The sequence below is a fragment of the Streptomyces sp. NPDC024555 genome, assembly GCF_055559335.1.
In genome coordinates, this window is the sequence record NZ_JBVHKV010000009.1 from 251,744 (window position 1) to 274,618 (window position 22,875).

Genomic DNA, 22,875 nt, shown 5'->3' on the forward strand with positions numbered 1-22,875 from the left:
CGGCCGCCGGGAGAGCCGCGACGAGGCCGTCGTGCCACCGCGCCGTCAGCCGCACGGCACGGTGGTACGGCTCGCCCGCCGGCCGCCCCGCCAGGGCGGACGGGACGCAGCAGGTCGCTCCTCTTCCGGTATCGGAGCAGGAGGTCGATCATGCGGACCCCGCCGTTTCTCCCCACGATGCCTTCCCTCCCCTCGGTGCCCCGGATGTCCGGGGCCGTGCTGAGGGCCGCCGCACTGGAACTGGTGGTGCTCGCCGGGCACGCCCTGCTGTACCCCACCGGGGTGACCGGTGAACGGCACCCCGCGAACGACCCCCCGGCCGGTCCCCCGCGCGATTCCCCGACCGGACCGACGGAGCGCGGCACCGGCGCGTCCGGGCGGGCGGCCGCGCTGCCCGCGTCGGGCCCCGGCCACCGGCCCGTGGTCCTGCTGCACGGCTTCATCGACAACCGTTCCGTCTTCGTCCTGCTGCGCCGCTCGCTGGCCCGGCACGGCTGGCACCATCTGGAATCGCTCAACTACTCCCCGCTGACCTGCGAGATCCGCACCGCCGCCGAACTGCTGGGGCGGCACGTGGAGGAGATCTGCGCCCGTACGGGGCAGCGGGAGGTCGACATCGTCGGGCACAGCCTCGGCGGGCTCATCGCGCGCTACTACGTCCAGCGGCTGGGCGGTGACCGGCGGGTCCGCACCGTCGTCACGCTCGGCACCCCGCACGGCGGCACCGCGCTCGCCCGGCTGGCCGGGGCCCACCCCATCGCCCGCCAGATGCTCGGCGACTCGGAGCCCATCCAGGAGCTGCGGCGGCCCGCGCCCGGCTGCCGCACCCGCTTCGTCAGCTTCTGGAGCGAACTGGACCAGGTGATCGTCCCCGCCGAGGCCGCCTGCGTCGACCATCCGGACCTGGACGCGGTCAACGTGCGCGTCACCGGGATCGGCCACCTCGCCCTGCCGGTGCACCCGGCGGTCGCCGCCGCCGTCCGCGAGGCGCTCGACGCCGACACGCCGGACCACGGCGCCACGGGCACGGCCTCGGTCGCCTGAACGCGCGCCCCCGGGCCGCCCCCTTCTGCCCCGGAGCGCCCTCCGAAACCCGCTTGGGACGCCTCGGAGGAGGCCCTCCGAGGCCTCAAGAATCGAACGAGTTTCGAACATAGAGCCAAGGCTGTGTGCGCAGCCCGCCGAAAGACGGCCGATTGCCCGTTTCCTGAGCGCGCGGGGGCGGCCGAAGATTGTCGGCGTCGCATACCGCCGGGTACAGTCGCGGCCACTGCTTACCCTCCGGAGTCCCCACCGGACGCCGGAGACTGGTCCTGCTGCCGAGGCGAGAGAGAAGTTGGTGAACGACCAGCCCCCCTACGCCGGGTACGCCGGGTACGACAGCCACTCCACGGGCAGCTTCGACAGCGACCCGCTCTTCGGCTCCCTGCCCGGTGGATACGACGCCTCGTACGACACCTCGGCGGGTTACGCGTCGCCGTACGCGGCCGAGGACCGGACCGGTTACACCGCCACGTACGACACGTACGGGACGGCCCAGTGGGACACGGGCGGGCACGGGACCGTCGGCTATGGGCACACCGCCGATTACACCGCGTACACGGCGCAGCCCCAGCAGCACCCCTCGTACGACACGTACGGCACCTCCGACTCGTACGACGCGACCGGCTCGTACGCCACCACCGACGCCTACGCCACCACCGACACGTACACCACCACCGGAACGTACGGCACGGCCGACCCGTACGACCCCGCCGCCTACGACACCGGTGCGACCTGGCTGCCGACGGACGGCGCCCTGCCGACGGACGGTGCTCTGCCGACGGTCCCGGCCCAGGGCGGGGCTCCCGACTCCTCCGGCCAGTGGGACACCACCGCCTGGTACGCGGACGGCCAGTGGGCGGCCACGGACACCACCGGGTACGACACCGGCGCGTACGACGCCACCGCCTGGAACACCGGGGCCGAGGCCGCCCCGCACGACACGTACGAGCACTCCGCGCTCACCGAGACCGCCGTCGCCGTCGAGCCGCCGGCCGGGCCGGCCGCCGAGCCCGAGCCCGAGCCGGACGCGGGCTCCGCCTTCGACCCGTACGAGCCCTACCGCGCCGCAGCCGAGGCCGAGCACACCGCGGCCGACGACGCCGGACACGGCCACGGCGGCCGGCCCGTCCGGGGCCGCAGCCGCCGGCGCTCCCCCGCCAAACGCTCCGCGCTCCTCACCGTCGCCGTCCCCTCCGCCTGCGTGATGAGCGTGGCGGGTATCGCCGCGGCCTCCGTCGGCGGCATCGGCGGACTGGGCGGGGGCGAGGAGAAGAAGGACGACACGATGTCCATGGCGGCCGCCGACCCCGGCACCGTCAAACCGGTCGCGGCCAACAACAAGCTGGACACCCAGCTCGCCAACCTCAGCGCCGACGCGGAGAACTTCGCGGACCGCGCCAGCCGCACCCAGGAGCGCATCGATCTCAAGGCGCGGCAGGCCGCCGAGAAGAAGAAGCGCGAGGAGGAGGCGGCCCGCAAGGAGGCGCTGCGCCCCAAGTTCGTCCTGCCGGTCAAGCAGCACGGCCTCAGCGCCTACTTCGGCCAGGCGGGCGTCAACTGGATGTCGGTGCACACCGGCATCGACTTCCCCGTCGGCCCCGGCACGCCGGTGATGGCGGCGACCGACGGCACCGTGCGCACGCAGTTCAACAGCGCCTACGGGAACATGGCGATCGTGACCATGGCCGACGGCACGGAGACCTGGTACTGCCACCTCTCCAGCACCCGGATCCGCTCGGGCCCGGTCAAGGCCGGTGACGTCATCGCGTACTCCGGCGACACGGGCAACTCGACCGGACCGCATCTGCACTTCGAGGTGCGGCCCGGCGGCGGCGCGGCGATCAACCCGCTGACCTGGCTCCGCAGCCACGGCGTCAACCCCACCTGAGCCCCGCACCCGCCCTGGGGGAGCCGGTCGCCCCCCCCAGGGGGCCGGGCTACAGCTTCTCGACCGGCGCGTACCTCAGCAGCAGCTTCTTCGGGCGTTCGTCGCCGAAGTCCACCGTGGCCTTGGCCTGGTCGCCGACGCCCTCGACCGCCGTCACCGTGCCCAGACCGAACTGGTCGTGGGTGACCCGGTCCCCGACCGCCAGCGAGACCGTCGGCTTCTCCGAGGCCCGCCGGGTCGCGAAGCCGGAGGGGCCGGAGCGCGCGCGGGAGGCGGAGAGCGACGAGGTGATGCCCGAGGTCGGACCCGCCGGGGCCGCCATCGGGCCCTTGCGCTTCCACTCCAGGTGCTGGTCGGGGATCTCCTCCAGGAACCGCGACGGCGGGTTGTACGAGGGCTGGCCCCAGGCGCTGCGCATGGCGGCGCGGGTGAGGTAGAGGCGTTCGCGGGCGCGGGTGATGCCGACGTACGCGAGACGGCGCTCCTCCTCCAGCTCCTTGGTCTGGCCGAGGGCCCGCATGTGCGGGAAGACGCCGTCCTCCATGCCGGTGAGGAAGACCACCGGGAATTCGAGGCCCTTGGCGGTGTGCAGGGTCATCAGGGTGATGACGCCGGAGCCGTCGGTGTCCTCGTCCGGGATCTGGTCGGAGTCGGCGACGAGCGCGACCTTCTCCAGGAACTCCGCCAGGGTGCCCGCGCCCTCCTCCTCGCCGCGCTCCTGCTCGAATTCGAGGGCGACGGCGGCGAGTTCCTGGAGGTTCTCGATGCGGGTCTCGTCCTGGGGGTCGGTGGAGGCCTGGAGTTCGGCGAGATAGCCCGTACGCTCCAGCACGGCCTCCAGCACGACGGCGGGTCCGGCGCCCGACTCGACGATCGTGCGCAGCTCCTCCATCAGCGTGTTGAACCGCTTGACGGCGTTGGCCGAGCGCGCGGCCATGCCGTACGCCTCGTCGACCCGGCGCAGCGCCTGCGGGAAGGAGATCTTCTCGCGCAGGGAGAGGGCGTCGATCATGGCCTCGGCGCGGTCGCCGATGCCGCGCTTGGGGACGTTGAGGATGCGCCGCAGCGGGACGGTGTCCTCGGGGTTGGCGAGGACCCGGAGGTAGGCCAGGACGTCCCGGACCTCCTTGCGCTCGTAGAAGCGCACACCGCCGACGACCTTGTAGGGCAGGCCGACGCGGATGAAGATCTCCTCGAAGACACGGGACTGCGCGTTGGTCCGGTAGAAGACGGCGACGTCGCCGGCCTTCGCCTCGTCCGTGTCGGTCAGCCGGTCGATCTCGTCGGCGACGAACTGGGCCTCGTCGTGCTCGGTGTCCGCGACGTAGCCGGTGATCCGGGCGCCGGAGCCGGCCTTGGTCCAGAGGTTCTTGGGGCGGCGGCTCTCGTTGCGCTCGATGACCGCGTTGGCCGCGGAGAGGATCGTCTGCGTGGAGCGGTAGTTCTGCTCCAGCAGGATGGTGGTCGCGTCCGGGTAGTCCTCCTCGAACTGGAGGATGTTGCGGATGGTGGCGCCGCGGAAGGCGTAGATCGACTGGTCCGCGTCACCCACGACGCACAGCTCGCCGGGGGCGTCGTCGGGGCCCGTGGGGCCGACCAGCTCCCGTACGAGGGTGTACTGCGCGTGGTTGGTGTCCTGGTACTCGTCGACGAGGATGTGGCGGAAGCGGCGGCGGTAGTGCTCGGCGACGTCGGGGAACGCCTGGAGCAGGTGGACCGTCGTCATGATGATGTCGTCGAAGTCCAGCGCGTTGGCCTCGCGCAGCCGGGCCTGGTACAGCGTGTAGGCCTGGGCGAGGGTCTTCTCGAAGCCGTCGGCGGCCTGGCCGGCGAAGGTCTCCTCGTCGATCAGCTCGTTCTTCAGGTTCGAGACCTTCGCCGTGAACGACTTCGGCGGGAAGCGCTTGGGGTCGAGGTCGAGATCGCGGCAGACCAGGGCCATCAGGCGCTTGGAGTCGGCGGCGTCGTAGATCGAGAACGAGGACGTGAAGCCGAGCTTCTTCGACTCGCGGCGCAGGATGCGGACGCAGGCGCTGTGGAAGGTCATGACCCACATGGCGTTGGCCCGGGGCCCGACGAGCTGTTCGACGCGCTCCTTCATCTCGCCCGCGGCCTTGTTGGTGAAGGTGATCGCGAGGATCTGGCCCGGGTGCACCCCGCGCTCGGCCAGCAGGTGGGCGATGCGGTGGGTCAGCACCCGGGTCTTGCCGGAGCCGGCCCCGGCGACGATGAGCAGCGGGGACCCGGAGTGCACCACGGCGGCGCGCTGCTCGGTGTTCAGCCCGTCGAGCAGTGCGGCGGCGTCGATGACGGGGCGGTGGGCGCCGTCCCGGTAGAACGCCTCGCGGGGCGGCGGGGGCCCGTCGTACACGCCCGCGAAAAGGTCCTCCGGCACCTCTTCGGGCGCGGAGTCCTCGGGGGGCGGCGGGGGCCCTTCCTCCGGTTGCTGGAGGCCGGCCAGGAAGCTGTCGTCAAAGAGGCTGCTCATCGCTGTACGAGTCTAGGCGGGCGCACTGACAGGCGGGACCGGAGTGATGAACGGCGCACGTCTCACCGGACACTCAGGGCGATCGCGGGACCGCGCCTCGTAAGGGAAACGCCGGTCGGAGCCGTCCCCGGCACCCCGATCCGGCAAGGTCACAAAAACGTATCGGGCATATCGAACACCAACCTTCACAGGGACACCATGAGTTGGCTAGCGTGCTCCGTCGGGCGGCCCGTACCCCCAGAGGCGATCCACGCCGAGCGGGCGGCCACGCCGAATCCGGGCTGCGCGCACGAGGCGCCCGGAACCGGGGACCCATACGAAGCACCGGGGTGAATCGGTCCGCAACCCCCACCTGGACCGTAGGGCAGCCTTCCGTTCCGCCCGAACCCGACAGCTAACCCGGTAGGCGGTCCACGGAAGGAGATGCAGACCTTGGCGTCGCATCGCAAACCGCGCACCCGGGTGCGCACCACCGGCCCCGCCGTCGGGATCACGACCGCCGCTCTCGCGTCCGTGACCCTGCTGTCGTCGCAGAGCGCGCTGGCCGCGCCGGCCCCCAAGCCGAGCATCGAGGACGTCCAGAAGAAGGTCGACGACCTCTACCGGCAGGCGGGGACCGCGACCCAGCAGTACAACCAGGCGAAGGAGTCGACCGCCGCCCAGAAGTCCAAGGTGGACACGCTCCTGGACGACGTCGCCAAGCGGACCGAGAAGCTCAACGAGGCCCGCAGGACGCTCGGCACCTATGCCGCCGCCCAGTACCGGGGCGGCGCCCTCGCGCCGACCGCCACGTTCTTCCTGGCCGACGACCCGCAGTCGTTCTTCGACCAGAACCACCTCATGGACCGGATGACCGAGCGCCAGACCAAGGCGGTCTCGGACTTCCGTACGCAGCAGGCGAAGGCGTCCAAGCAGCGGGCCGAGGCCGTGAAGAGCCTGGAGACGCTCACCGAGTCGCAGGCGACGCTGCGGACCAGCAAGCAGGCCGTCCAGACGAAGCTGACCGAGGCCCGGACGCTGCTGTCGAAGCTGACCGCCGAGGAGAAGGCGCGGCTGGCCGAGCTGGAGCGGAAGAAGGAGGCCGAGGCCAAGCGCAAGGCCGCGGAGCTGGCGAAGAAGCAGGCCGCCGCGAAGGCCGAGGCCGACCGCAAGGCCGAGGAGGCCGCCGAGGCCGCCGAGCAGAGCGGCGGCACGGACACGGGCAGCGGCACCGGAACCGGTACCGGCACGGGCTCGGACAGCAGTGCCACGACGAAGGCCGAGAAGGTCATGGCGTTCGCCGAGGCCCAGATGGGCAAGCCGTACGTGTGGGGGGCGACCGGCCCCGCCTCGTACGACTGCTCGGGGCTGACCCAGGCCGCCTGGAAGGCCGCCGGGGTCGACATCCCGCGGACCACCTGGGACCAGGTGAACATCGGCACCCGGGTCGCCACGGCGGATCTGCGCCCCGGTGACTTGGTCTTCTTCTACGACGACATCAGCCACGTCGGCATCTACAAGGGCGACGGCATGATGATCCACGCGCCGAAGCCCGGGGCGAACGTGCGCGAGGAGTCGATCTACTACATGCCGATCTACGGAAGCGTGCGCCCGGCCTGACCGGGAATCCCGGCGAGAACGGGAAAGGGGCCGGCCCGGGAACGGGCCGGCCCCTCTCGCGTCGCGCCTCAGGTCCAGAGCGTGGCGATGAAGATGTTGACGACGGTCAGTCCGCCGACGGCGGCGAAGAGGCCCTTGTCGACCTTCTCCTCGTCGCGCTTGACGTACACGATCCCGAGGATGACGACCAGGATCAGCAGCTTGATGCCGATCTTCACGTTGTTCACCGGATGGTCGTCGGCCTGGTCGAGCCCGACGAGGGCGATCCCGGTGACGAGCATGGTCAGCGCACCGTGCAGCATCGCCGGGACGAACCGCGCCGTGCCGGCCCCCATGGCCTTCATCTGGGTGAGGAATCCGCCCAGCAGGGAGGCGATGCCGATGATGTGCAGGGCGACGAAGACATCGATGAGTACGCGCATGGCTCCGCAGCCTAGCCGCGCCCATACCAGCACCCGGCAGCCAGGTGGGCCTTCCTGACCGTTTGACCGGAGGCTGCGCGAATTGCCTGACTCTGGTGCGGTTTTTCCGGTCACCAAAGGACAACGCAACGCCAAATTCAGACAATAGCGGTCATTACAACTCCTGCCCGTGCCTCGGGTTTAGCGTCCCGTCCAGGTGACCCCCCACCACCGGCCCCCGTGCGGGGCGGTGCGCCGGCGGTCGCCCCGCCGGGTCCCGCGGCGGGCCGCACCCCCTGTGCGCGGTCCCCCGCGGGAGCGGCGGGCCCGCCGGTAGGCCCCGGCGGGCAGTCGCAAGGAAGGACGCCCGCCCTCGTGGCAGCGCACCGCAAGACCAAGCAGCGCCCGTACACCGGCACTGCTGCCCGCACCGCCGCGACGCTGGCCCTCGCCGGGGCCGCGACGGCCGCCGCGTTGCCGGGACCGGCGCACGCCGATCCCGCCCCCACCGCCGCCCAGGTCAAGGCCCGGGTCGACCGGCTCTACCGGGAGGCGGAGGCCGCCACCGAGCAGTACAACGGCGCCAAGGAGAAGGCCGCCGCCACCGCCCGCTCCGTGGACGCCCTGCGCGACGAGGCCGCCCGCCGGACCGAGCGGCTCAACACCGCGCGGCAGGCCCTCGGCGCCTACGCCGCCGCGCAGTACCGTTCCTCCGGCATCGACCCCGCCCTGCAGCTGGCCCTCTCCTCCGACCCGGACCAGTACCTCCGCCGCGCCGCGTACGTCGAGCGGGCGGGCGAACGCCGCGCCACCGAGCTGCGCACCGTGCGGCGCCAGGTCGCCGACGTCGCCCAGGTCCGCGCCGAGGCCGCCGGGCAGCTGCGCGAGCTGGCCGCCCGCCGGGCCGCCCTGAAGGAGCACAAGGACACCGTCCGCGCCAAGCTCGCCGAGGCCCGGCGCCTCCTGGCCCGGCTGACCCCGGCCGAGCGCGCCGCCTTCGACGCCTCGGAGGGCGGCCGGGGCGACGTCCACGCCGGCCGGGGCGCCCCGCGCGGACTGACCGCCGCACCGGGCAGCCGCGCCGCGCAGGCCGTCGCCTTCGCCTACACCGCCCTGGGCAAGCCGTACGTCTGGGGCGCCACCGGCCCGTCCTCGTTCGACTGCTCCGGGCTCACCCAGGCCGCCTGGCGCGCCGCCGGTGTCTCGCTGCCCCGCACCACGTACACCCAGATCAACGCCGGCCGGCGGGTGTCGCGCTCCGAACTCGCCCCGGGGGACCTGGTGTTCTTCTACTCGGGCATCAGCCACGTCGGGCTGTACATCGGCAACGGCCGGATGATCCACGCCCCGCGGCCCGGCGCCCCGGTCCGCATCGCGCCCATCGACCAGATGCCCTTCGCGGGGGCCACCCGGGTGGCGTAGGCTCCCGGGCCCGGCCCGATCCGCCGGCCCACACCCAACGGCCCGAAGGACACCCGCACATGCCGATGGACGCCGACGTCCAGCACCACGCCCGCACCCTCGCACTGCGCTCCCCGGACCATGTCCGGGTCGGGCCGTTCGTGATCCGCTACAACCCGGACTGGTCGCTGAAGTACGCCAACTACGCGATCCCCGACCAGGATGCCGAGCCGGCGCCCGGCGAACTCGACGCGCTCGTCGCGGCCTTCCGCGAGCGGGACCGGATGCCCCGGCTGGAGTTCCTGCCCGGTTCGGCGCCCGCCGTCGAACCGGCGCTGCGCGCCGCCGGGTTCACCGTGGAGAACCGCGCCCCGATCCTCGCCTGCGCCCCCGGTGAGCTGGTGGACCCGAAGCCGGTCGCGGACCTGGCCGTGGCGGAACCGGCCACCGGAGCCGAGTTCGCCGCCGCCGCGCTCGTCCAGCACCTGGGCTACGGCGGCGAGGGCGAGCCCGAGGCCGGCACCGCCGCATGGCTGCGCGACGCGGTGGCCGGGGGCGGGGTCGCCGCGCTGGCCACCGTCGACGGCGTCCCGGCAGGTGCCGGCGGCTGCTCGGTCCCGGTCGACGGGCTCAGCGAGCTGGCGGGCCTGGCGGTCGGCGCGGGGTTCCGCCGCCGGGGCATCGGGGCCGCGCTCTCCGCGCATCTGACCCGGACCGCGTTCGAGCGGGGCTGCCGGGTGGTGTGGCTGGAGCCGGGCGACGCCGAGGTGGAACGGATCTACGCGTCCATCGGCTACCGCCGGATCGGCGAGAAGCTGAACATCTCGCTCGATCCGGCGGCCCCGGACGCGGTGTGAGGGCCGGGTTCAGACCAGCCGGCGGGCCGTCGCCCAGCGGGTCAGCTCGTGGCGGTTGGAGAGCTGGAGCTTGCGCAGCACGGCGGAGACATGGGACTCGACCGTCTTCACGGAGATGAACAGCTGCTTGGCGATCTCCTTGTACGCGTAGCCCCGGGCGATCAGCCTCAGGACCTCGCGCTCGCGCTGGGTCAGCCGGTCGAGGTCCTCGTCGACCGGGGGCGCGTCCGTGGAGGCGAAGGCGTCCAGGACGAAGCCGGCCAGCCGGGGCGAGAACACCGCGTCGCCGTCCTGGACCCGGAAGACCGAGTCGATCAGGTCGGTGCCGGTGATGGTCTTGGTGACGTAGCCGCGGGCGCCGCCCCGGATGACGCCGATGACGTCCTCGGCGGCGTCCGAGACGGACAGCGCCAGGAAGCGCACCGGGTTCTCCACCGCGCCCATGAACGGGGCGCAGCGGCGCAGCACCTCGACGCCGCCGCCGCCGGGGAGGTGGACGTCGAGGAGGACGACCTCGGGGCGGGTCGCCGTGATGACGGTGACGGCCTGGTCGACGTCGGCGGCCTCCCCGACGACCTCGACGCCGGTCTCCTCGGTGCGGCCGATCTCGGCCTGGACCCCGGTGCGGAACATCCGGTGGTCGTCGACGAGCACGACTCGTACCCGGCGCTCCGGGCCCTCGGTGCCCGCGGTCGCCTCAGTGGTCCCGTTCATCGCTCGTCCTCTCCATCTCCAGCTCGACTTCCGTGCCCCCGCCGGGCACCGAACGCAGCCGTGCGGTGCCGCCGTTGCGCTGCATCCGGCCGATGATCGACTCTCGTACACCCATTCTGTCCCCCGGTACGGAGTCCAGGTCGAATCCGGGGCCCCGGTCGCGGACCGAGACGAAGACCGTGCGGCCCTCGACCTCCGCGTAGACCTGGACGGCCCCGCCCTCGCCACCGTACTTGGCGGCGTTCACCATCGCCTCGCGCGCGGCCTGCATCTGTGCGGCCAGCTTCTCGTCGAGGGGGCAGTCGCCGACGACGACGACCTCCAGGGGGACGCCGTGCTTGTCCTCGACCTCGGCGGCGGCGCGTTTGACGGCCTCGGCCAGGGTCTCGGGTTCGTCGTCCTCGTCCTTGCCGGTGCCCTCGGGGTTGTAGAGCCAGTTGCGCAGTTCGCGTTCCTGGGAGCGGGCCAGCCGGCGGACCTCTCCGGCGTCGTCGGCGTTGCGCTGGATCAGGGTGAGGGTGTGCAGCACGGAGTCGTGGACGTGGGCGGCGACCTCGGCGCGCTCCTGGGCCCTGATGCGCATCAGGCGTTCCTCGGAGAGGTCCTGGGTCATGCGGACCAGATAGGGGCCGGCCAGCAGGGCGATTCCGGCGAGGACCGCGATGGCGGCCGTCATGACGTTGCCGAGCTGGGCGGCGGAGCCTCGGACGACGATGAAGCCGGTCAGGCCGAGGCCGACCAGGGCCACGCCGGCCAGTCCGCGCGCCAGGTGCAGGACGCTGCGGCGGCTGCCGACCTCCATCCAGCGGGCCCGGCGGGCGTTGTCGGCCTGCCGCCAGACCAGGACGGAGCCCGCGCCGATCAGCAGGGTCGGCCAGATGTAGCGGTCGGCCTTGCTGCCCATGTCGACGTTGCCGACGAAGATGAGGGCGCCGATGAAGAGCGCGATGAGGGCGAAGACCTGGCCCTTGTCGGGCTTGCGGAGCCGGCGGGTGCCGTCGGGGGCGGTCTCGAAGACGGACCGGGGTCCCTCCACCCCGCCGACGCCGAGGGGCACCACGATCCAGAACACCGCGTACAGCAGGGCGCCCAGCCCGTCCGCGAAGAACAGTCCCACGAAGACGAAGCGCACCCAGGCGACCGGCAGCCCGAGGTGTCCGGCGAGTCCGCGCGCGACCCCGCCGAGGAGCCGTCCGTCGGCGCTGCGGTAGAGCTTGCGCGGCGGTGGCTCCTCCTGATCGGGCGCGTGGGAGCTTGCGGCTCGGGACGTGGCGGCTGGCATGCCCCGATCGTCACACGTCCGTACGGGTGGTGGCATCAGGGTCTGCCCCCAGTTCGACCCTGAGGACAACCCCCCGGCACCGCGATCGGGGTCCCGGGCCGCCCCTGAGACCCGCCGGGGCAATATCAGGGACCGGCCAGGGTCGGGGCGGGTGCCGGACGGCGGCGGCGGCCGTCAGGATGGAGCCATGACCACTCCTCAGGCTGCGCCGTCCGGCGTCGTGCCGCCCTCCGCTCCTCCGCCGCGCCTGTATCGCAGCGCGCGGCAGAAGGTGGTGGCCGGGGTGTGCGGCGGGCTGGGCCGTTACTGCAACGTCGATCCGGTGATCTTCCGGATCGTGCTCGGTGTGCTCTCCGTGACCGGTGGGCTCGGCCTGGTCTTCTACGGTTTCGCCTGGCTGCTGATCCCGCTGGAGGGCGAGGAGGAGAACGAGGCGCGCCGGCTGCTGTCGGGCCGCGTGGAGGGGGCCTCGCTGATCGCGGTGCTGTGCGCGCTGATCGGCTGCGGGCTGTTCCTGTCGATGCTCGGCAACAGCGGGACGCTGGCGTTCTCCGCGATGCTCACGGTCGCGGTGGTCGGTTTCACGGTCTGGTCGCGGCAGCGCCGTACGGCCGAGGCGCAGGAGGGGTCGGGGCCGGCCGCCGAGCGGGCGGCGGCGGACGCGCCGCCGGAGGTGAAGGCCCCGCCGACGCCGTCCGCCCCGTCCTGGTGGCGGGACCCGATCGTCAAGGACGGGACGACGGGGCCGGTGGCGGCCGGCTATCTGTGGGGGCCGGCGGACGCGACCGGCGACGGCGGGGCCTCCGGCTCGACGACGTACGCGCCGTTCCGCCCGCCGCCGAGGTCGCGGGAGATCAGCCGGCCGTGGTCCGCCGGTTTCCCGGTGTTCCTGACGGCGGTCGTGGCGGGCGGCCTCGGCATCTGGCTCAGCTGGGCGTCCCAGCCGCTGGGGACGAGCCTGGAGATCGGTCTGGCCTCGGCGCTGGCGGTGTTCGGGCTGGCGATGGTGGTCACCGCCTTCGTGGGGCGGACCGGCTTCGGCACGCTGCTGCTGGCCATGGTCACGGCGGGGCTGCTGGCGGGCGCGTCCACCCTGCCCAAGGACATCACCACCCACTGGGTGACCGAGGAGTGGCGTCCGGCGACGGCGGCGCAGGTGCTTCCCCGGTACGCGGTCGGCACCGGCCAGGCCGAGCTGGACCTGGCCCGGCTGGTCGTGCCGAAGGGCGACACCGTACGGACCCGGGTGGAGGCCAGGGCCGGCCGGGTGCTGGTGCACGTCCCGCAGGACACCACCGTGACGGTACGGGCCCGTAGCGACGCCGGCGTCCTCGTCGTGATGGACGGGAAGACCAAGGCGGACGTCGACGTCACGGCCTCGCTGGACGAGCGCCGGACGCTGCCGCCCGCGGCGGGGAGCCGGCCGGGCGGCACCGTCGAACTGGATCTGGAAGTCGGCTACGGACAGGTGGAGGTCAGGCGTGCCGCGTCATGAGATCCGGCCCGGACGGGCCGTGGCGGGACTGGTCATGCTGACCCTGGCCGCGGGGTACGGGGCCGACGCGGCCGGGCTGTGGAACGCGCCGCCGCAGTTCTTCGTGGGGCTGTTCTGCGGCGGTCTGTGGGTGGCCGTGCTGGTGACGTGGACCGGTTACCGGATCCGTCGCCGCCGGCTGGCGAGGAAGGCGTCGGCGGAGAGCGTGGGCGCCCCGCCGAGCAGCAGCGGCAGCCAGGCCATGAGGTAGATCAGGTCGTTGCCCAGGTAGTAGGGCGAGACCTGCCAGCTGACCGTCAGCCACAGGCTGAGCGAGATCAGCGCCCCGCCGAGGGCCGCGATCCGGGTCCACAGCCCGAGCAGGGCCCCGATGCCGACGGCCAGCTCGCCGAAGGCGATGGCGTAGCCGAAGCCGGCCGGGGCCTTGAGCGCCAGGTCGACGAGGCCCGGGATCGCGGCGGAGTCCCGTACGGCCGACATCTGCGCGCCGATCGAGCCGTCGCCGGTGGCGTGGAAGAAGGCGCTGTCGGTGAGCTTGTCGATCGCCGCGTAGAGGAAGGTGACGCCGAGGAAGATCCGCAGGGGCAGCACGGCGTTCTCCCGCGCCAGCTCACCGAGCCCCTTGCCCTCGCCCGGAACGCGCCCGTTCGTGCCGTACCCGTGCATGGTTCTCCCGCCTCTCCTCGGCCCGCCCGCAAGACCGCGCGGCCCTGCCACGGGGCCATTCGACCCTCGCCGGACCGTTCGATCCGTCACTCGACCTTATGTACGCCTCGGGCGCGCGTCGCACCAGGTGTGCGGCGGGGCGGTCCGGGTTCAGTCGGTGACGTCGATCGCGACGCGGTTGGACTCGGCACCGGACGCGGTGACCACCTGCACCTCGACGGTGCCGGGCTCCACCTCCACCGGCACGGGCACGGTGAGCACGGTGTCCGTCGGGTTGGCGAAGCCGCCGGGGACCGGGACGAGCGGGACGTGGACGTGGACGGTGCCGATGCGGACGACCAGCCGGGCCAGCCGGTCGGGCGTCCCGGCGCCGGGCGGCACGAAGCCGGCGCCCCGGATCTCGATGTCGTCGCCGGTGCGGACCGGGGCGTCCAGATCGCCGGCCTCCCGGGACCGGACGACGGACAGCACGACCGGCCGGCCGCCCTCGGTGTACTTCCCGGCGAAGTAGGCCGCCGCCGACACGGCGACCAGCAGGGCGAGCCCCCACGGCAGATCGGGCAGCTGCTCGGGCCGCCGGGCCAGCCGGACCGCGGCGAAGACCACGGCGGCGGCGGACACCAGCACATAGGTCACATCGGTGAAGCTGCCGCGCCCCGCGTCGTCGGTGAGCAGATCGGCGGCGCGCGGCCGGTCGGCCCGGATCTTCTGCAGCCGGCCCGACAGCACCCGTACGGCGACGACGCGGCGGACGACGACGGCGACGGCGCAGACCAGGGCGAGCACGCTCACCACTCCGGCGCCGCGCGCCAGGTCCAGTCCCTCGATCAGCGCATCGCGCCGCGCGGGGCCGGAGGCGGCGGCCAGCTGGAGGGCGAGGACGAGGACGGCGAAGACCGCCAGGAGCACCCAGCAGGCGGCGACCGTGCGGGAGGTGGAGAGCCGGTTGTCCTCGCCGATCAGCGGGGCGAGGAGGCCGCCGCGGGCCCGGTGCACATGGGCGGCGGCGGTCAGGAGCGCGGCGGTGACGAGTGCGGCGATCAGCCCGGCGGTCCTGGCGTGGGTCCAGCCGGCGCCGATGGCGGTGGCCGCCTCCGCGACGGCCAGGACGGCCACGACGCCCCAGACGGTGACCAGGGTCCGCTGCCAGACCCGGTACAGCCAGGCGTCGCCGGCCTCGCGGCCCCGGTCCGCGACGGCCCGCGCGGACTGGGTCAGTTCGTCCGAGACCCACTGCCGGGTCGCCGAGGCGGACTGGGCGACCCCGGCCGGAAGCCCCTGGCCCGCGGCGAGCTGGTCGCGCCGGGCCAGGAACGCGGCGACCGCGCGCCGGTGCCCCTGACGTGCTCCGTGCGGACAGTCGCCGCACGTGCAACCCCCGCCGTGCGTGCTCTGCCCCGCCTCGTCCAACGCCACGGAGAACGCCGCCCTTTCCCACCCGGTACCAGCCGCAGGCCCACCCCAACTCGGCTGTGATTGCTGCGAATTGTGCCGTACGGCGGGGGCGGCTCCCGCATCGGGGCACACCGGAGGGGCGGGTTCGTCAGAATGTTCGGGAGATACGGCGCCACAGGGGCTGGTAGTTGATCCACGCCACCAGATCGCTGCCCAGCTGCTCCCGGGTGGTGACCGCGTGCCGGTGCTCGATCAGCACGGGTTTCCCGGCGGCCCGCGCGGCCAGCTGGACCTGGCAGGACCGCTCCATCGTGAGGAACCACCAGGCCGCCGCGTCCACCGAGTCGCCCACGGTCAGCAGCCCGTGGTTGCGCAGCACGATCGCCTTGCGGGGCCCCAGCGCCGCGGCGATCCGGCGGCCCTCCTCCTCGTCCACCACGACCCCGGTGTACGCGTCGTAGAGGGCGTGGTCCTCGTAGAAGGCGCACGACTCCTGGGTGATCGGCTCGATCAGCTCACCGAGCGCGGCCAGCGCCCGGCCGTGCACCGAGTGGGTGTGCGCGACGGCGACGACGTCGGGCCGGGCCCGGTGGACCTGGGCGTGGACGGCGAAGGCGGCCTGGTTGACGTGGTGGCGGCCCTCGACGACCTGGCCGTCGCCGTTCACCAGGATCAGCTCCTCGGGCCGCAGCCCGTCGAAGGGGACCCCGAAGGGGTTGACCCAGTAGCAGTCGGCGAACTCCGGGTCCCGCGCCGTGATGTGCCCGGACACCCCGTCCTCGTATCCGAACTCCCCGAACAGGCGCAGCGCCCCGGCCAGGCGCTCCTTGCGGTGCGCCCGTTCCTCGTCCGGGCCGGCGTGCACGGGCGGCATCGCGAAGCTGAGCTGGTCCAGGGGTACGGGTACGGGCTCGGGCATGACGGCTCCTCGGGGCTCCCCGGCGTACGGGATCAGACGTACGGGACCGGAAGTTACCGCCGGTCGCCGCAGGTCGCCAGAGGTATCCACGAGGGATTACGGAGCGGAGGGGGCCCGGACGCGGCGGTGCCGCCGCCCGTGGGTACGGACGGCGGCACCGGCGGGGCCCCGGGAGGGGCTACTCCCACTCGATGGTCCCCGGCGGCTTGCTCGTGACGTCGAGCACCACGCGGTTCACATCGGCGACCTCGTTGGTGATGCGGGTGGAGATCCGGGCCAGCGTCTCGTACGGCAGACGCGACCAGTCGGCCGTCATGGCGTCCTCGGACGAGACCGGGCGCAGCACGATCGGGTGGCCGTAGGTGCGGCCGTCGCCCTGGACGCCGACGCTGCGGACGTCCGCGAGCAGGACGACCGGGCACTGCCAGATGTCGCGGTCCAGACCGGCGGCGGTCAGCTCCTCGCGGGCGATCGCGTCGGCCTCGCGGAGCAGGTCGAGGCGGTCCCTGGTGACCTCGCCGACGATGCGGATGCCGAGGCCGGGGCCGGGGAACGGCTGGCGCTGGACGATCTCCTCGGGCAGGCCCAGCTCCTGGCCGACCATCCGGACCTCGTCCTTGAACAGCTGGCGCAGCGGCTCGACGAGCTCGAACTCGATGTCGTCGGGGAGGCCGCCCACGTTGTGGTGGGACTTGATGTTGGCCGTGCCCGTGCCGCCGCCGGACTCGACGATGTCCGGGTAGAGGGTGCCCTGGACGAGGAAGGCGACCTCGGGACCGTCCTCCTGGAGGATCTCCAGCTGCGCCTGCTCGAAGACGCGGATGAACTCCCGGCCGATGATCTTGCGCTTGGTCTCCGGGTCGGAGACCCCGGCCAGCGCGTCCAGGAAGCGCTCGCTGGCGTCGACGACCTTCAGGTTGGCGCCGGTGGCGGCGACGAAGTCCTTCTCGACCTGCTCGGTCTCGCCCTTGCGCATCAGACCGTGGTCGACGTAGACGCAGGTGAGCTGGGAGCCGATGGCCTTCTGGACGAGGGCCGCGGCAACGGCGGAGTCGACACCGCCGGAGAGACCGCAGATGGCGCGCTTGTCGCCGACCTGGGCGCGGATCGCGGCGACCTGCTCCTCGACGACGTTGGTCGTCGTCCAGTTCGGCTCGATGCCGGCGCCCCGGTAGAGGAAGTGCTCCAGGACCTGCTGGCCGTGCGTGGAGTGCAGCACCTCGGGGTGGTACTGGACGCCGTAGAGCTTCTTCTCGTCGTTCTCGAAGGCGGCGACCGGGACGACGTCCGTGGACGCGGTGACGGTGAAGCCCTCGGGGGCGGCGGAGCAGGCGTCGCCGTGCGACATCCACACCGACTGCTCGGCCGGGGTGCCCTCGAAGAGGGTGGAACCGCTCTTGGAGACGGTCAGCGGGGTGCGGCCGTACTCGCGGGCCCCGTTGTCGTCGACGGTGCCGCCGAGCGTGGTGGCCATCAGCTGGAATCCGTAGCACATGCCGAAGACCGGGACCCCGGCCTCGAACAGCGCGCGGTCGAGCGAGGGCGCGCCCTCCGCGTACACGGACGAGGGCCCGCCGGAGAGGATGATCGCCCGGGGGTTCTTGGCCAGCATCTCGGCCACCGGCATCGTGGACGGCACGATCTCGCTGTAGACCCGGGCCTCGCGGACCCGTCGGGCGATGAGCTGGGCGTACTGGGCGCCGAAGTCGACAACGAGGACCACGTCGGTGGCGGTGTCGGGGGAGGCGGGGGGTGCTGCTGGCACGGGGCGGCCTTCCGGCGGTGGAGAGGGGGTCGGTTCTTCCGATTCTACCGGCGGCCGCGGGCGTCCCTCGTCGCCCGGGGAGCCGCCGGGGCGGGCCCCGGGGAGCGGTGGCCCCGGGTGCCGCCCCCGTCTCACCATCCGGGCCCGGTTCCGGTCCGGGGCGGGCCCGGGTCCATACTGTCCCCATGCGTCAGCACACGACCTTCGTCTTTACCTATGGCATCCGGCCCGCCGGCTGCCATGGTCGTGCTGCTTGAGCAACTGACAAGCAACGTTCCAGGCGCCCCGGGCCGACAGGCCCGGGGCGTTCTGGCGTTCCGGGGCCGTCGGGCCGGGGGCCGCACCCACCGGGAGACCCGCCATGAGCAGCACCACCACCGCCCCCGTGACCGCCGCCGAGCGGACCGGCGCGCACACCGACGAGGCCGCGGTCCTGATCGGCGACGCGCGCGAGCGCATCGACTCACTGGACGACCGGATCATCGGTCTCATCCAGGAACGGATGGCCGTCTCCACGGTCATCCAGGAGGCCCGGATCACCTCCGGCGGCCGCCGGGTCAACCTCTCCCGCGAGATGGAGGTCCTCGGCCACTACCGCGAGGCGCTGGGCAAGCCCGGCACCCCGCTGGCGATGACCCTGCTGGAGCTGTGCCGGGGCCGCGTCTGAGCGCGTGCCGGCCCGCTGTTCGGGCGTCCGGGACCGATTCCGGGGCGCCCCCCGGACCCCTGTTCGGGCGGATTCTCACCCGTACGGCGCGTGACCGGGGCCCGCGCGGCTTCGTTGGTCCCGGTGTCCGTGCCAGCCAGGGGCGGCCATCGGTTCGAAACCACGCGTGGCTCCGCCGGAGCGTGTGGCGTGCTTCGGGTACGCCGTGGGACCGCGCACCGGCGTGTGTGACCGGTCGGCAGGGGACAGCAGCCCGGTCACTTCAGGAAGGCAGGCTCCGGGGACGCCCGGGGCCTGCCTTCCGCCGTGCCGCCCGCGCGGCCGCGTACAGCACCCCGCCCGCCAGCAGGGCCGCCCCGGCCAGGAGCACGGCCGGGCGCGCGTCCGTGCCGGTGGCGGCGAGCCGGCCGGCGGTGGCGGGCCGGGGGCCGGGGGACTCGGCGGATGACGGATCGTCCCCGGCGGATGACGGACCGGCCGCATCCGACGAGGGGGTCGGGGCGGGGCCGGTGGTGCCGGATTCCGCGGTGCCGCCCCCGGGGTCGTCGGGCGTACCGGAACCGTGGGCGTTCAGGACGACGGCCGCCGTGTCGTTCGCCGGGTCCGGATCGAAGGGCGGCGGCCCGTCCGTCCCCGTGCGGTGCACCGCGACCGTGCCGGTGGCCCCCTCGACGACCTCGGTGATCCGCAGGGTGAACGGCAGGGCGACGACCCCGTCCTCCCGTACGGCGGGCGGCGCCGCGCACACGTAACGGACACCGGCGCCTGCCGTCGCGCGCCGGCAGGCGGCCGGGGCGCTGACGGCCTCGGCGCCCTCGGGGACGGTGAAGTCGATCTCGGCCACGGGCCGCTCCGTCGTGACGTCCCCGATCCAGGCCGGGCCCCGGTTGCGCACCCCGATCTCCGTCTCGACGGTGCTTCCCGCCCCGCCCCGCGCCCCGGCGCCGTGCGCGACGAGGTCGGCGGTGTTCGTGGTGGTGAAGTCGGTCTCGCGCTGGTTGTCGCGGGGGTTGAGATCGGCGGAACGGGGGGTCGCCAGGGCGGCGAGGGCCAGTACGTTCCCCCGCTCCCCCGGGACGGCACGGGCACGTTTCGTCAGCGCGGCGGTGGTCGTGGGGCCGCCCTCCTCGACGCGGTAGCGGAGGGTGTCCCGGTAGGCGCGCGCGGTCGCGCGCAGCGTCAGGGGCTCGGCGAGGGTGTACGTGGCGCCCGCCTCGAAGTCGCCGTCGACCGCGCAGACGGCGGTGGTCCAGACGGCAAAGCCCCGCTCCGCTCCGTCGTCGCTGTAGACGCAGTTCTCGTACCGCTCGGTGAACTCGACGCCCCGGGTGGTGCCGAGCGTGAGCAGCACGCCGTGGGCGGCACGGGTCCCGGTGTTGGCGAAGGTGAGCGGAACGGGCTGGGTACGGCCGGGGGTGAGGTGCTGCTGGAGCGGGAGCTGCTTCATCACGAGGTCGGGTCCGCCGACCGTGATCCGGGTGGTGAACGGGGTGAACGCGGTGCCGTTCGCCCCGCCGGTGATCCGGACGGCGGCGGACGCGCCGTCGGCGCTCCCCCGGGCGGCGGTGACGAGGAGGGCGGGCAGCGGGTTGCTTCCGGGCCGCAGTCCGGTGCCGTGGCAGACGGCCCGGGTGCCGGTGACGGCGCACCGGGCGCGACCGTCGTTCCTTTCGAGAACGGCGTCACTTGCGAAAGTTGCGCTTTTTTCGAAAGCGGCACGCATTTCGAAAGCCGCGTCCGTTTCGAAAGCGGCATGCGTTTCGAAAGCCGTGTCCGTTTCGAAAGCGACGTTCGCGACGTCCGCGAGGCCGCCGAGATCGAAGGTCACGGTGTAGGCGCCGTCCGGGCCGCCGTCCGCCCGCTCCGGGACCTCGACGCGTGTCTCGACGCGCGCGGGGCGCGGGGCGCCCTGGGCGGGATACGGCTGGACGGCCGTCTCGACGGGTCCGGCGAGGGCCGGGGCGGGGGTCGCCGCGCGGGCCGGGGTGCCCAGGGCGAGCACACACGCCGCCAGCAGTCCGGCGGCGGCCAGACCGCCCACCGCGCGGCGCAGGGCGTCCAGGGCCGGCCCGGGGGCAGTCGTGCTTCTCATCGCGGGACCTTCTGGGGTCGATGGGAACGGTGTGGCTGCCGTGGCAGCGACACGAGTTCGACCCCGGGGCCGCGCGAACAGTTGCGCGGGGCCAGGTCACGGATTGGGCACGCCGGAGCGCCACCTTCGAGCAGGAAACGTGAGCGGCGTCACATAAGGATTCTGTGAACTCGGGGACAACCATTGAGGGGCCCGGCAGGTCATGCATGCGGAACCACCGGTCACTCCCGTTTCACGGGGCCGCCGGTTGAGCGTGAGGGGCTGCACTCGGAGGGGGGTGCAGCCCCTTCTGCTGTCCGGTCGTCCGCAAACCGCCGCGCGGGTGGGGCTCAGGCCTTCTTCGGAGGCACCGCCGGCATCCCGAGGAACGGCAGCCGCAGCGCGCCGAAGGCCTCCTCGGGGACGGCCGGGGCCTGCGGCGCGACCGCCTTCAGCCGGGCGTACGCCTCGCCCTGCTCCGGGCGCGCGTCGGGCTCGCCCTTGTTGGGCCAGAACGACATCGCCCGCTCGGCCTGGGCCGTGATCGTCAGCGAGGGGTTGACGCCCAGGTTGGCGGAGACCGCCGAACCGTCCACGACCGAGATGCCCGGGTGGCCGAACAGCCGGTGGTACGGGTCGATGACCCCCTCCTCGGCGCTCGCCCCGATCGGGCAGCCGCCGAGGAAGTGCGCGGTGAGCGGGGTCCCCATCAGCTCACCGATATTGGAACCGGGAAAGCCGTTGATCTCCTCGGCCAGCAGCGAGGCGCTCCGCGTCGCCTCGGCTATCTGCGTCGGGTTCGGGGCGCCGTGGCCCTGGCGGGCGGTGAGCAGTCCCTTGCCGATGCCGCGCGGCTTGCGGTACGCGGTCAGGGAGTTGTCGAGCGACTGCATGACGAGCCCGATGATGGTGCGTTCCGACCACTTCCGGTTGGAGAGCGAACGCACGGCGAGCGTCGGGTGCTTGGCCAGGTTGCCGAACCACGCCAGGACGCGGTGGGTGCTGTAGGGCACCTGGAGGATGGTCAGGCCGCCCATCGCGTTGGATCCCCTGCCGTAGCGGACCGGTTCGATATGGGTGTTCTCGTCGGGGTGGATGGACGAGGTGATCGCGACGCCCCGGGTGAAGTCGGCTTTCGTTCCGTGCTTCTTCCGATAGCGGCGGTCGGAGGTCTGCGCGCCGACCAAGCCCTCGGAGTTGGTTCGGGTCAGCTCGCCGAGACGGGCGGAGAGCCGGGGCAGCAGCCCCCGGTCCTTCATGGTGTGCAGCAGGGTCTGCGTGCCGTACGTGCCCGCCGCCACGACCACCTTCCGGGCGCGCAGCCGGGTGGGCCGCGCCTTCCTGCGGCGGTCGGTCGGCACGGTGGAGACGAGGTAGCCGCCCTCGGGGTCGTCGGTGACGGCGACGACGGAGGTCATCGGGTGGATGACCGCACCGGCCTTCTCGGCGAGGTGGAGGTAGTTCTCGTTGAGCGTGTTCTTCGCTCCGTGCCGGCAACCGGTCATGCACTCACCGCACTCGGTGCACGCCTTGCGGGCCGGGCCGACGCCGCCGAAGTACGGGTCGGCGACCGTGCCTCCCGGTTCGGCCTTCGCCGTGCCGTCGGCGTCCTTTCCGTCGCCGAAGAAGACGCCGACGGGGGCCAGGTGGAAGGTGTCCCCCACGCCCATCGCCTCGGCGGCGGCCTTCAGGTGAACGTCGGACGGGGTCGTCGTCGGGTTGAGCCGGACCCCGAGCATGCGCCGGGCCTGGTCGTAGTACGGCTTCAGCTCGTCCTGCCAGTCGGTGATGTGGGCCCACTGCCGGTCCTGGAAGAACGGCGCGGGCGGCACGTACAGCGTGTTGGCGTAGTTGAGCGAACCGCCGCCCACCCCGGCCCCGGCCAGCACCATCACCTTGCCGAGCAGATGCACGCGCTGGATGCCGAACAGTCCGAGCGCGGGCGCCCAGAGGTAGTTCTTCAGGTCCCAGGAGTTCTTCGGCAGGGTGCCCGGGGTGAAGCGGCGGCCCGCCTCCAGGACGCCGACCCGGTAGCCCTTCTCACTCAGCCGCAGCGCCGACACCGCGCCGCCGAAGCCCGAACCGACGACGAGCACGTCGTAGTCGTATCCCTCGTCGTCGGCCGCACCGGCCGCCGCTGCGGCCCGCTTCCGGGCAGGGCTGTCCTGGGACATGGCACTCCTCCGTACGAAAGGGACAGTTGTGGTGCGGGACTCCGGGCAA

The 22,875-nt window shown here is 73.0% G+C and carries 17 protein-coding genes and 1 riboswitch; of the genes, 7 read left to right on the top strand and 10 right to left on the bottom strand.

The annotated features are described in order from the left end of the window. Positions 1-177 precede the first annotated feature (177 nt). Both ACZ4FH_RS17980 and ACZ4FH_RS17985 read left to right on the top strand, forming a co-directional pair. A complete protein-coding gene (locus ACZ4FH_RS17980; RefSeq protein ID WP_467305698.1) occupies positions 178-1,044 on the top strand; it encodes an esterase/lipase family protein in 867 nt (288 codons plus the stop codon). Positions 1,045-1,339: 295 nt separating this feature from the next. Then, positions 1,340-2,932, top strand: coding sequence for a peptidoglycan DD-metalloendopeptidase family protein (locus ACZ4FH_RS17985; protein WP_467305699.1), 1,593 nt, complete (start codon positions 1,340-1,342; stop codon positions 2,930-2,932). A 49-nt stretch (positions 2,933-2,981) separates the two neighbouring features. Here the strand turns inward: ACZ4FH_RS17985 and pcrA are convergent, their stop codons facing one another. After that, entirely contained in the window at positions 2,982-5,420 is a 2,439-nt protein-coding gene (gene pcrA, locus ACZ4FH_RS17990; protein ID WP_467305701.1) for a DNA helicase PcrA, read from the bottom strand. A 258-nt stretch (positions 5,421-5,678) separates the two neighbouring features. Further along, positions 5,679-5,845: riboswitch (cyclic di-AMP (ydaO/yuaA leader) on the top strand. A gap of 7 nt (positions 5,846-5,852) precedes the next feature. Between pcrA and ACZ4FH_RS17995 the strand changes: the two genes are divergently transcribed. After that, positions 5,853-7,019 carry a C40 family peptidase gene (locus tag ACZ4FH_RS17995; RefSeq protein WP_467305702.1) on the top strand — a complete coding sequence of 389 codons (1,167 nt, stop codon included), beginning with the start codon at positions 5,853-5,855 and terminating at the stop codon, positions 7,017-7,019. A gap of 68 nt (positions 7,020-7,087) precedes the next feature. Here ACZ4FH_RS17995 and ACZ4FH_RS18000 read toward each other — a convergent pair whose 3' ends face one another. Further along, on the bottom strand, positions 7,088-7,441 hold the full coding sequence (locus tag ACZ4FH_RS18000; protein ID WP_383639802.1) for a hypothetical protein: 354 nt from the start codon (positions 7,439-7,441) through the stop codon (positions 7,088-7,090). A 354-nt stretch (positions 7,442-7,795) separates the two neighbouring features. Here ACZ4FH_RS18000 and ACZ4FH_RS18005 point away from each other — a divergent pair, with 354 nt between their 5' ends. Both ACZ4FH_RS18005 and ACZ4FH_RS18010 read left to right on the top strand, forming a co-directional pair. Next, a complete protein-coding gene (locus ACZ4FH_RS18005; protein WP_467305705.1) occupies positions 7,796-8,842 on the top strand; it encodes a C40 family peptidase in 1,047 nt (348 codons plus the stop codon). Positions 8,843-8,901: 59 nt separating this feature from the next. Continuing rightward, positions 8,902-9,678: a GNAT family N-acetyltransferase gene (locus tag ACZ4FH_RS18010; protein WP_467305707.1), complete on the top strand. Its 777-nt coding sequence runs from the start codon at positions 8,902-8,904 to the stop codon at positions 9,676-9,678. 9 nt (positions 9,679-9,687) lie between these two features. Here the strand turns inward: ACZ4FH_RS18010 and ACZ4FH_RS18015 are convergent, their stop codons facing one another. Next, the gene (locus ACZ4FH_RS18015; RefSeq protein WP_467305708.1) at positions 9,688-10,392 is read right to left on the bottom strand and encodes a LuxR C-terminal-related transcriptional regulator; all 705 of its coding nucleotides are present in this window, start codon (positions 10,390-10,392) and stop codon (positions 9,688-9,690) included. Next, positions 10,376-11,674, bottom strand: coding sequence for a PspC domain-containing protein (locus ACZ4FH_RS18020; RefSeq protein ID WP_383639814.1), 1,299 nt, complete (start codon positions 11,672-11,674; stop codon positions 10,376-10,378). The genes ACZ4FH_RS18015 and ACZ4FH_RS18020 overlap by 17 nt, the downstream gene beginning before the upstream one ends. 187 nt (positions 11,675-11,861) lie before the next feature. Between ACZ4FH_RS18020 and ACZ4FH_RS18025 the strand changes: the two genes are divergently transcribed. Beyond that, complete coding sequence (locus ACZ4FH_RS18025; protein WP_467305709.1) at positions 11,862-13,169, top strand: PspC domain-containing protein; 1,308 nt, start codon at positions 11,862-11,864, stop codon at positions 13,167-13,169. 156 nt (positions 13,170-13,325) lie between these two features. Here the strand turns inward: ACZ4FH_RS18025 and ACZ4FH_RS18030 are convergent, their stop codons facing one another. The 4 genes from ACZ4FH_RS18030 to guaA form a co-directional block, all read right to left on the bottom strand. Beyond that, complete coding sequence (locus ACZ4FH_RS18030) at positions 13,326-13,835, bottom strand: DoxX family protein (protein WP_383639820.1); 510 nt, start codon at positions 13,833-13,835, stop codon at positions 13,326-13,328. A gap of 150 nt (positions 13,836-13,985) precedes the next feature. Then, complete coding sequence (locus ACZ4FH_RS18035) at positions 13,986-15,251, bottom strand: hypothetical protein (RefSeq protein ID WP_467305711.1); 1,266 nt, start codon at positions 15,249-15,251, stop codon at positions 13,986-13,988. Positions 15,252-15,378: 127 nt separating this feature from the next. Then, on the bottom strand, positions 15,379-16,149 hold the full coding sequence (locus tag ACZ4FH_RS18040; RefSeq protein ID WP_467305713.1) for a class II aldolase/adducin family protein: 771 nt from the start codon (positions 16,147-16,149) through the stop codon (positions 15,379-15,381). Positions 16,150-16,327: 178 nt separating this feature from the next. Then, the gene (gene guaA / locus ACZ4FH_RS18045; protein ID WP_467305714.1) at positions 16,328-17,914 is read right to left on the bottom strand and encodes a glutamine-hydrolyzing GMP synthase; all 1,587 of its coding nucleotides are present in this window, start codon (positions 17,912-17,914) and stop codon (positions 16,328-16,330) included. Between the two features lie 361 nt (positions 17,915-18,275). Here guaA and ACZ4FH_RS18050 point away from each other — a divergent pair, with 361 nt between their 5' ends. Further along, positions 18,276-18,581, top strand: a complete 306-nt coding sequence (locus ACZ4FH_RS18050; protein WP_467305716.1) for a chorismate mutase — start codon at positions 18,276-18,278, stop codon at positions 18,579-18,581. Between the two features lie 262 nt (positions 18,582-18,843). On the opposite strand, the gene ACZ4FH_RS18055 is transcribed toward ACZ4FH_RS18050, so the two are convergent. Further along, entirely contained in the window at positions 18,844-20,673 is a 1,830-nt protein-coding gene (locus ACZ4FH_RS18055) for a peptidase (RefSeq protein ID WP_467305717.1), read from the bottom strand. 329 nt (positions 20,674-21,002) lie between these two features. Further along, positions 21,003-22,826 (bottom strand): GMC oxidoreductase, encoded by a 1,824-nt coding sequence (locus tag ACZ4FH_RS18060; protein ID WP_467305718.1) that lies wholly within the window; start codon positions 22,824-22,826, stop codon positions 21,003-21,005. Between the last annotated feature and the right edge of the window lie 49 nt (positions 22,827-22,875).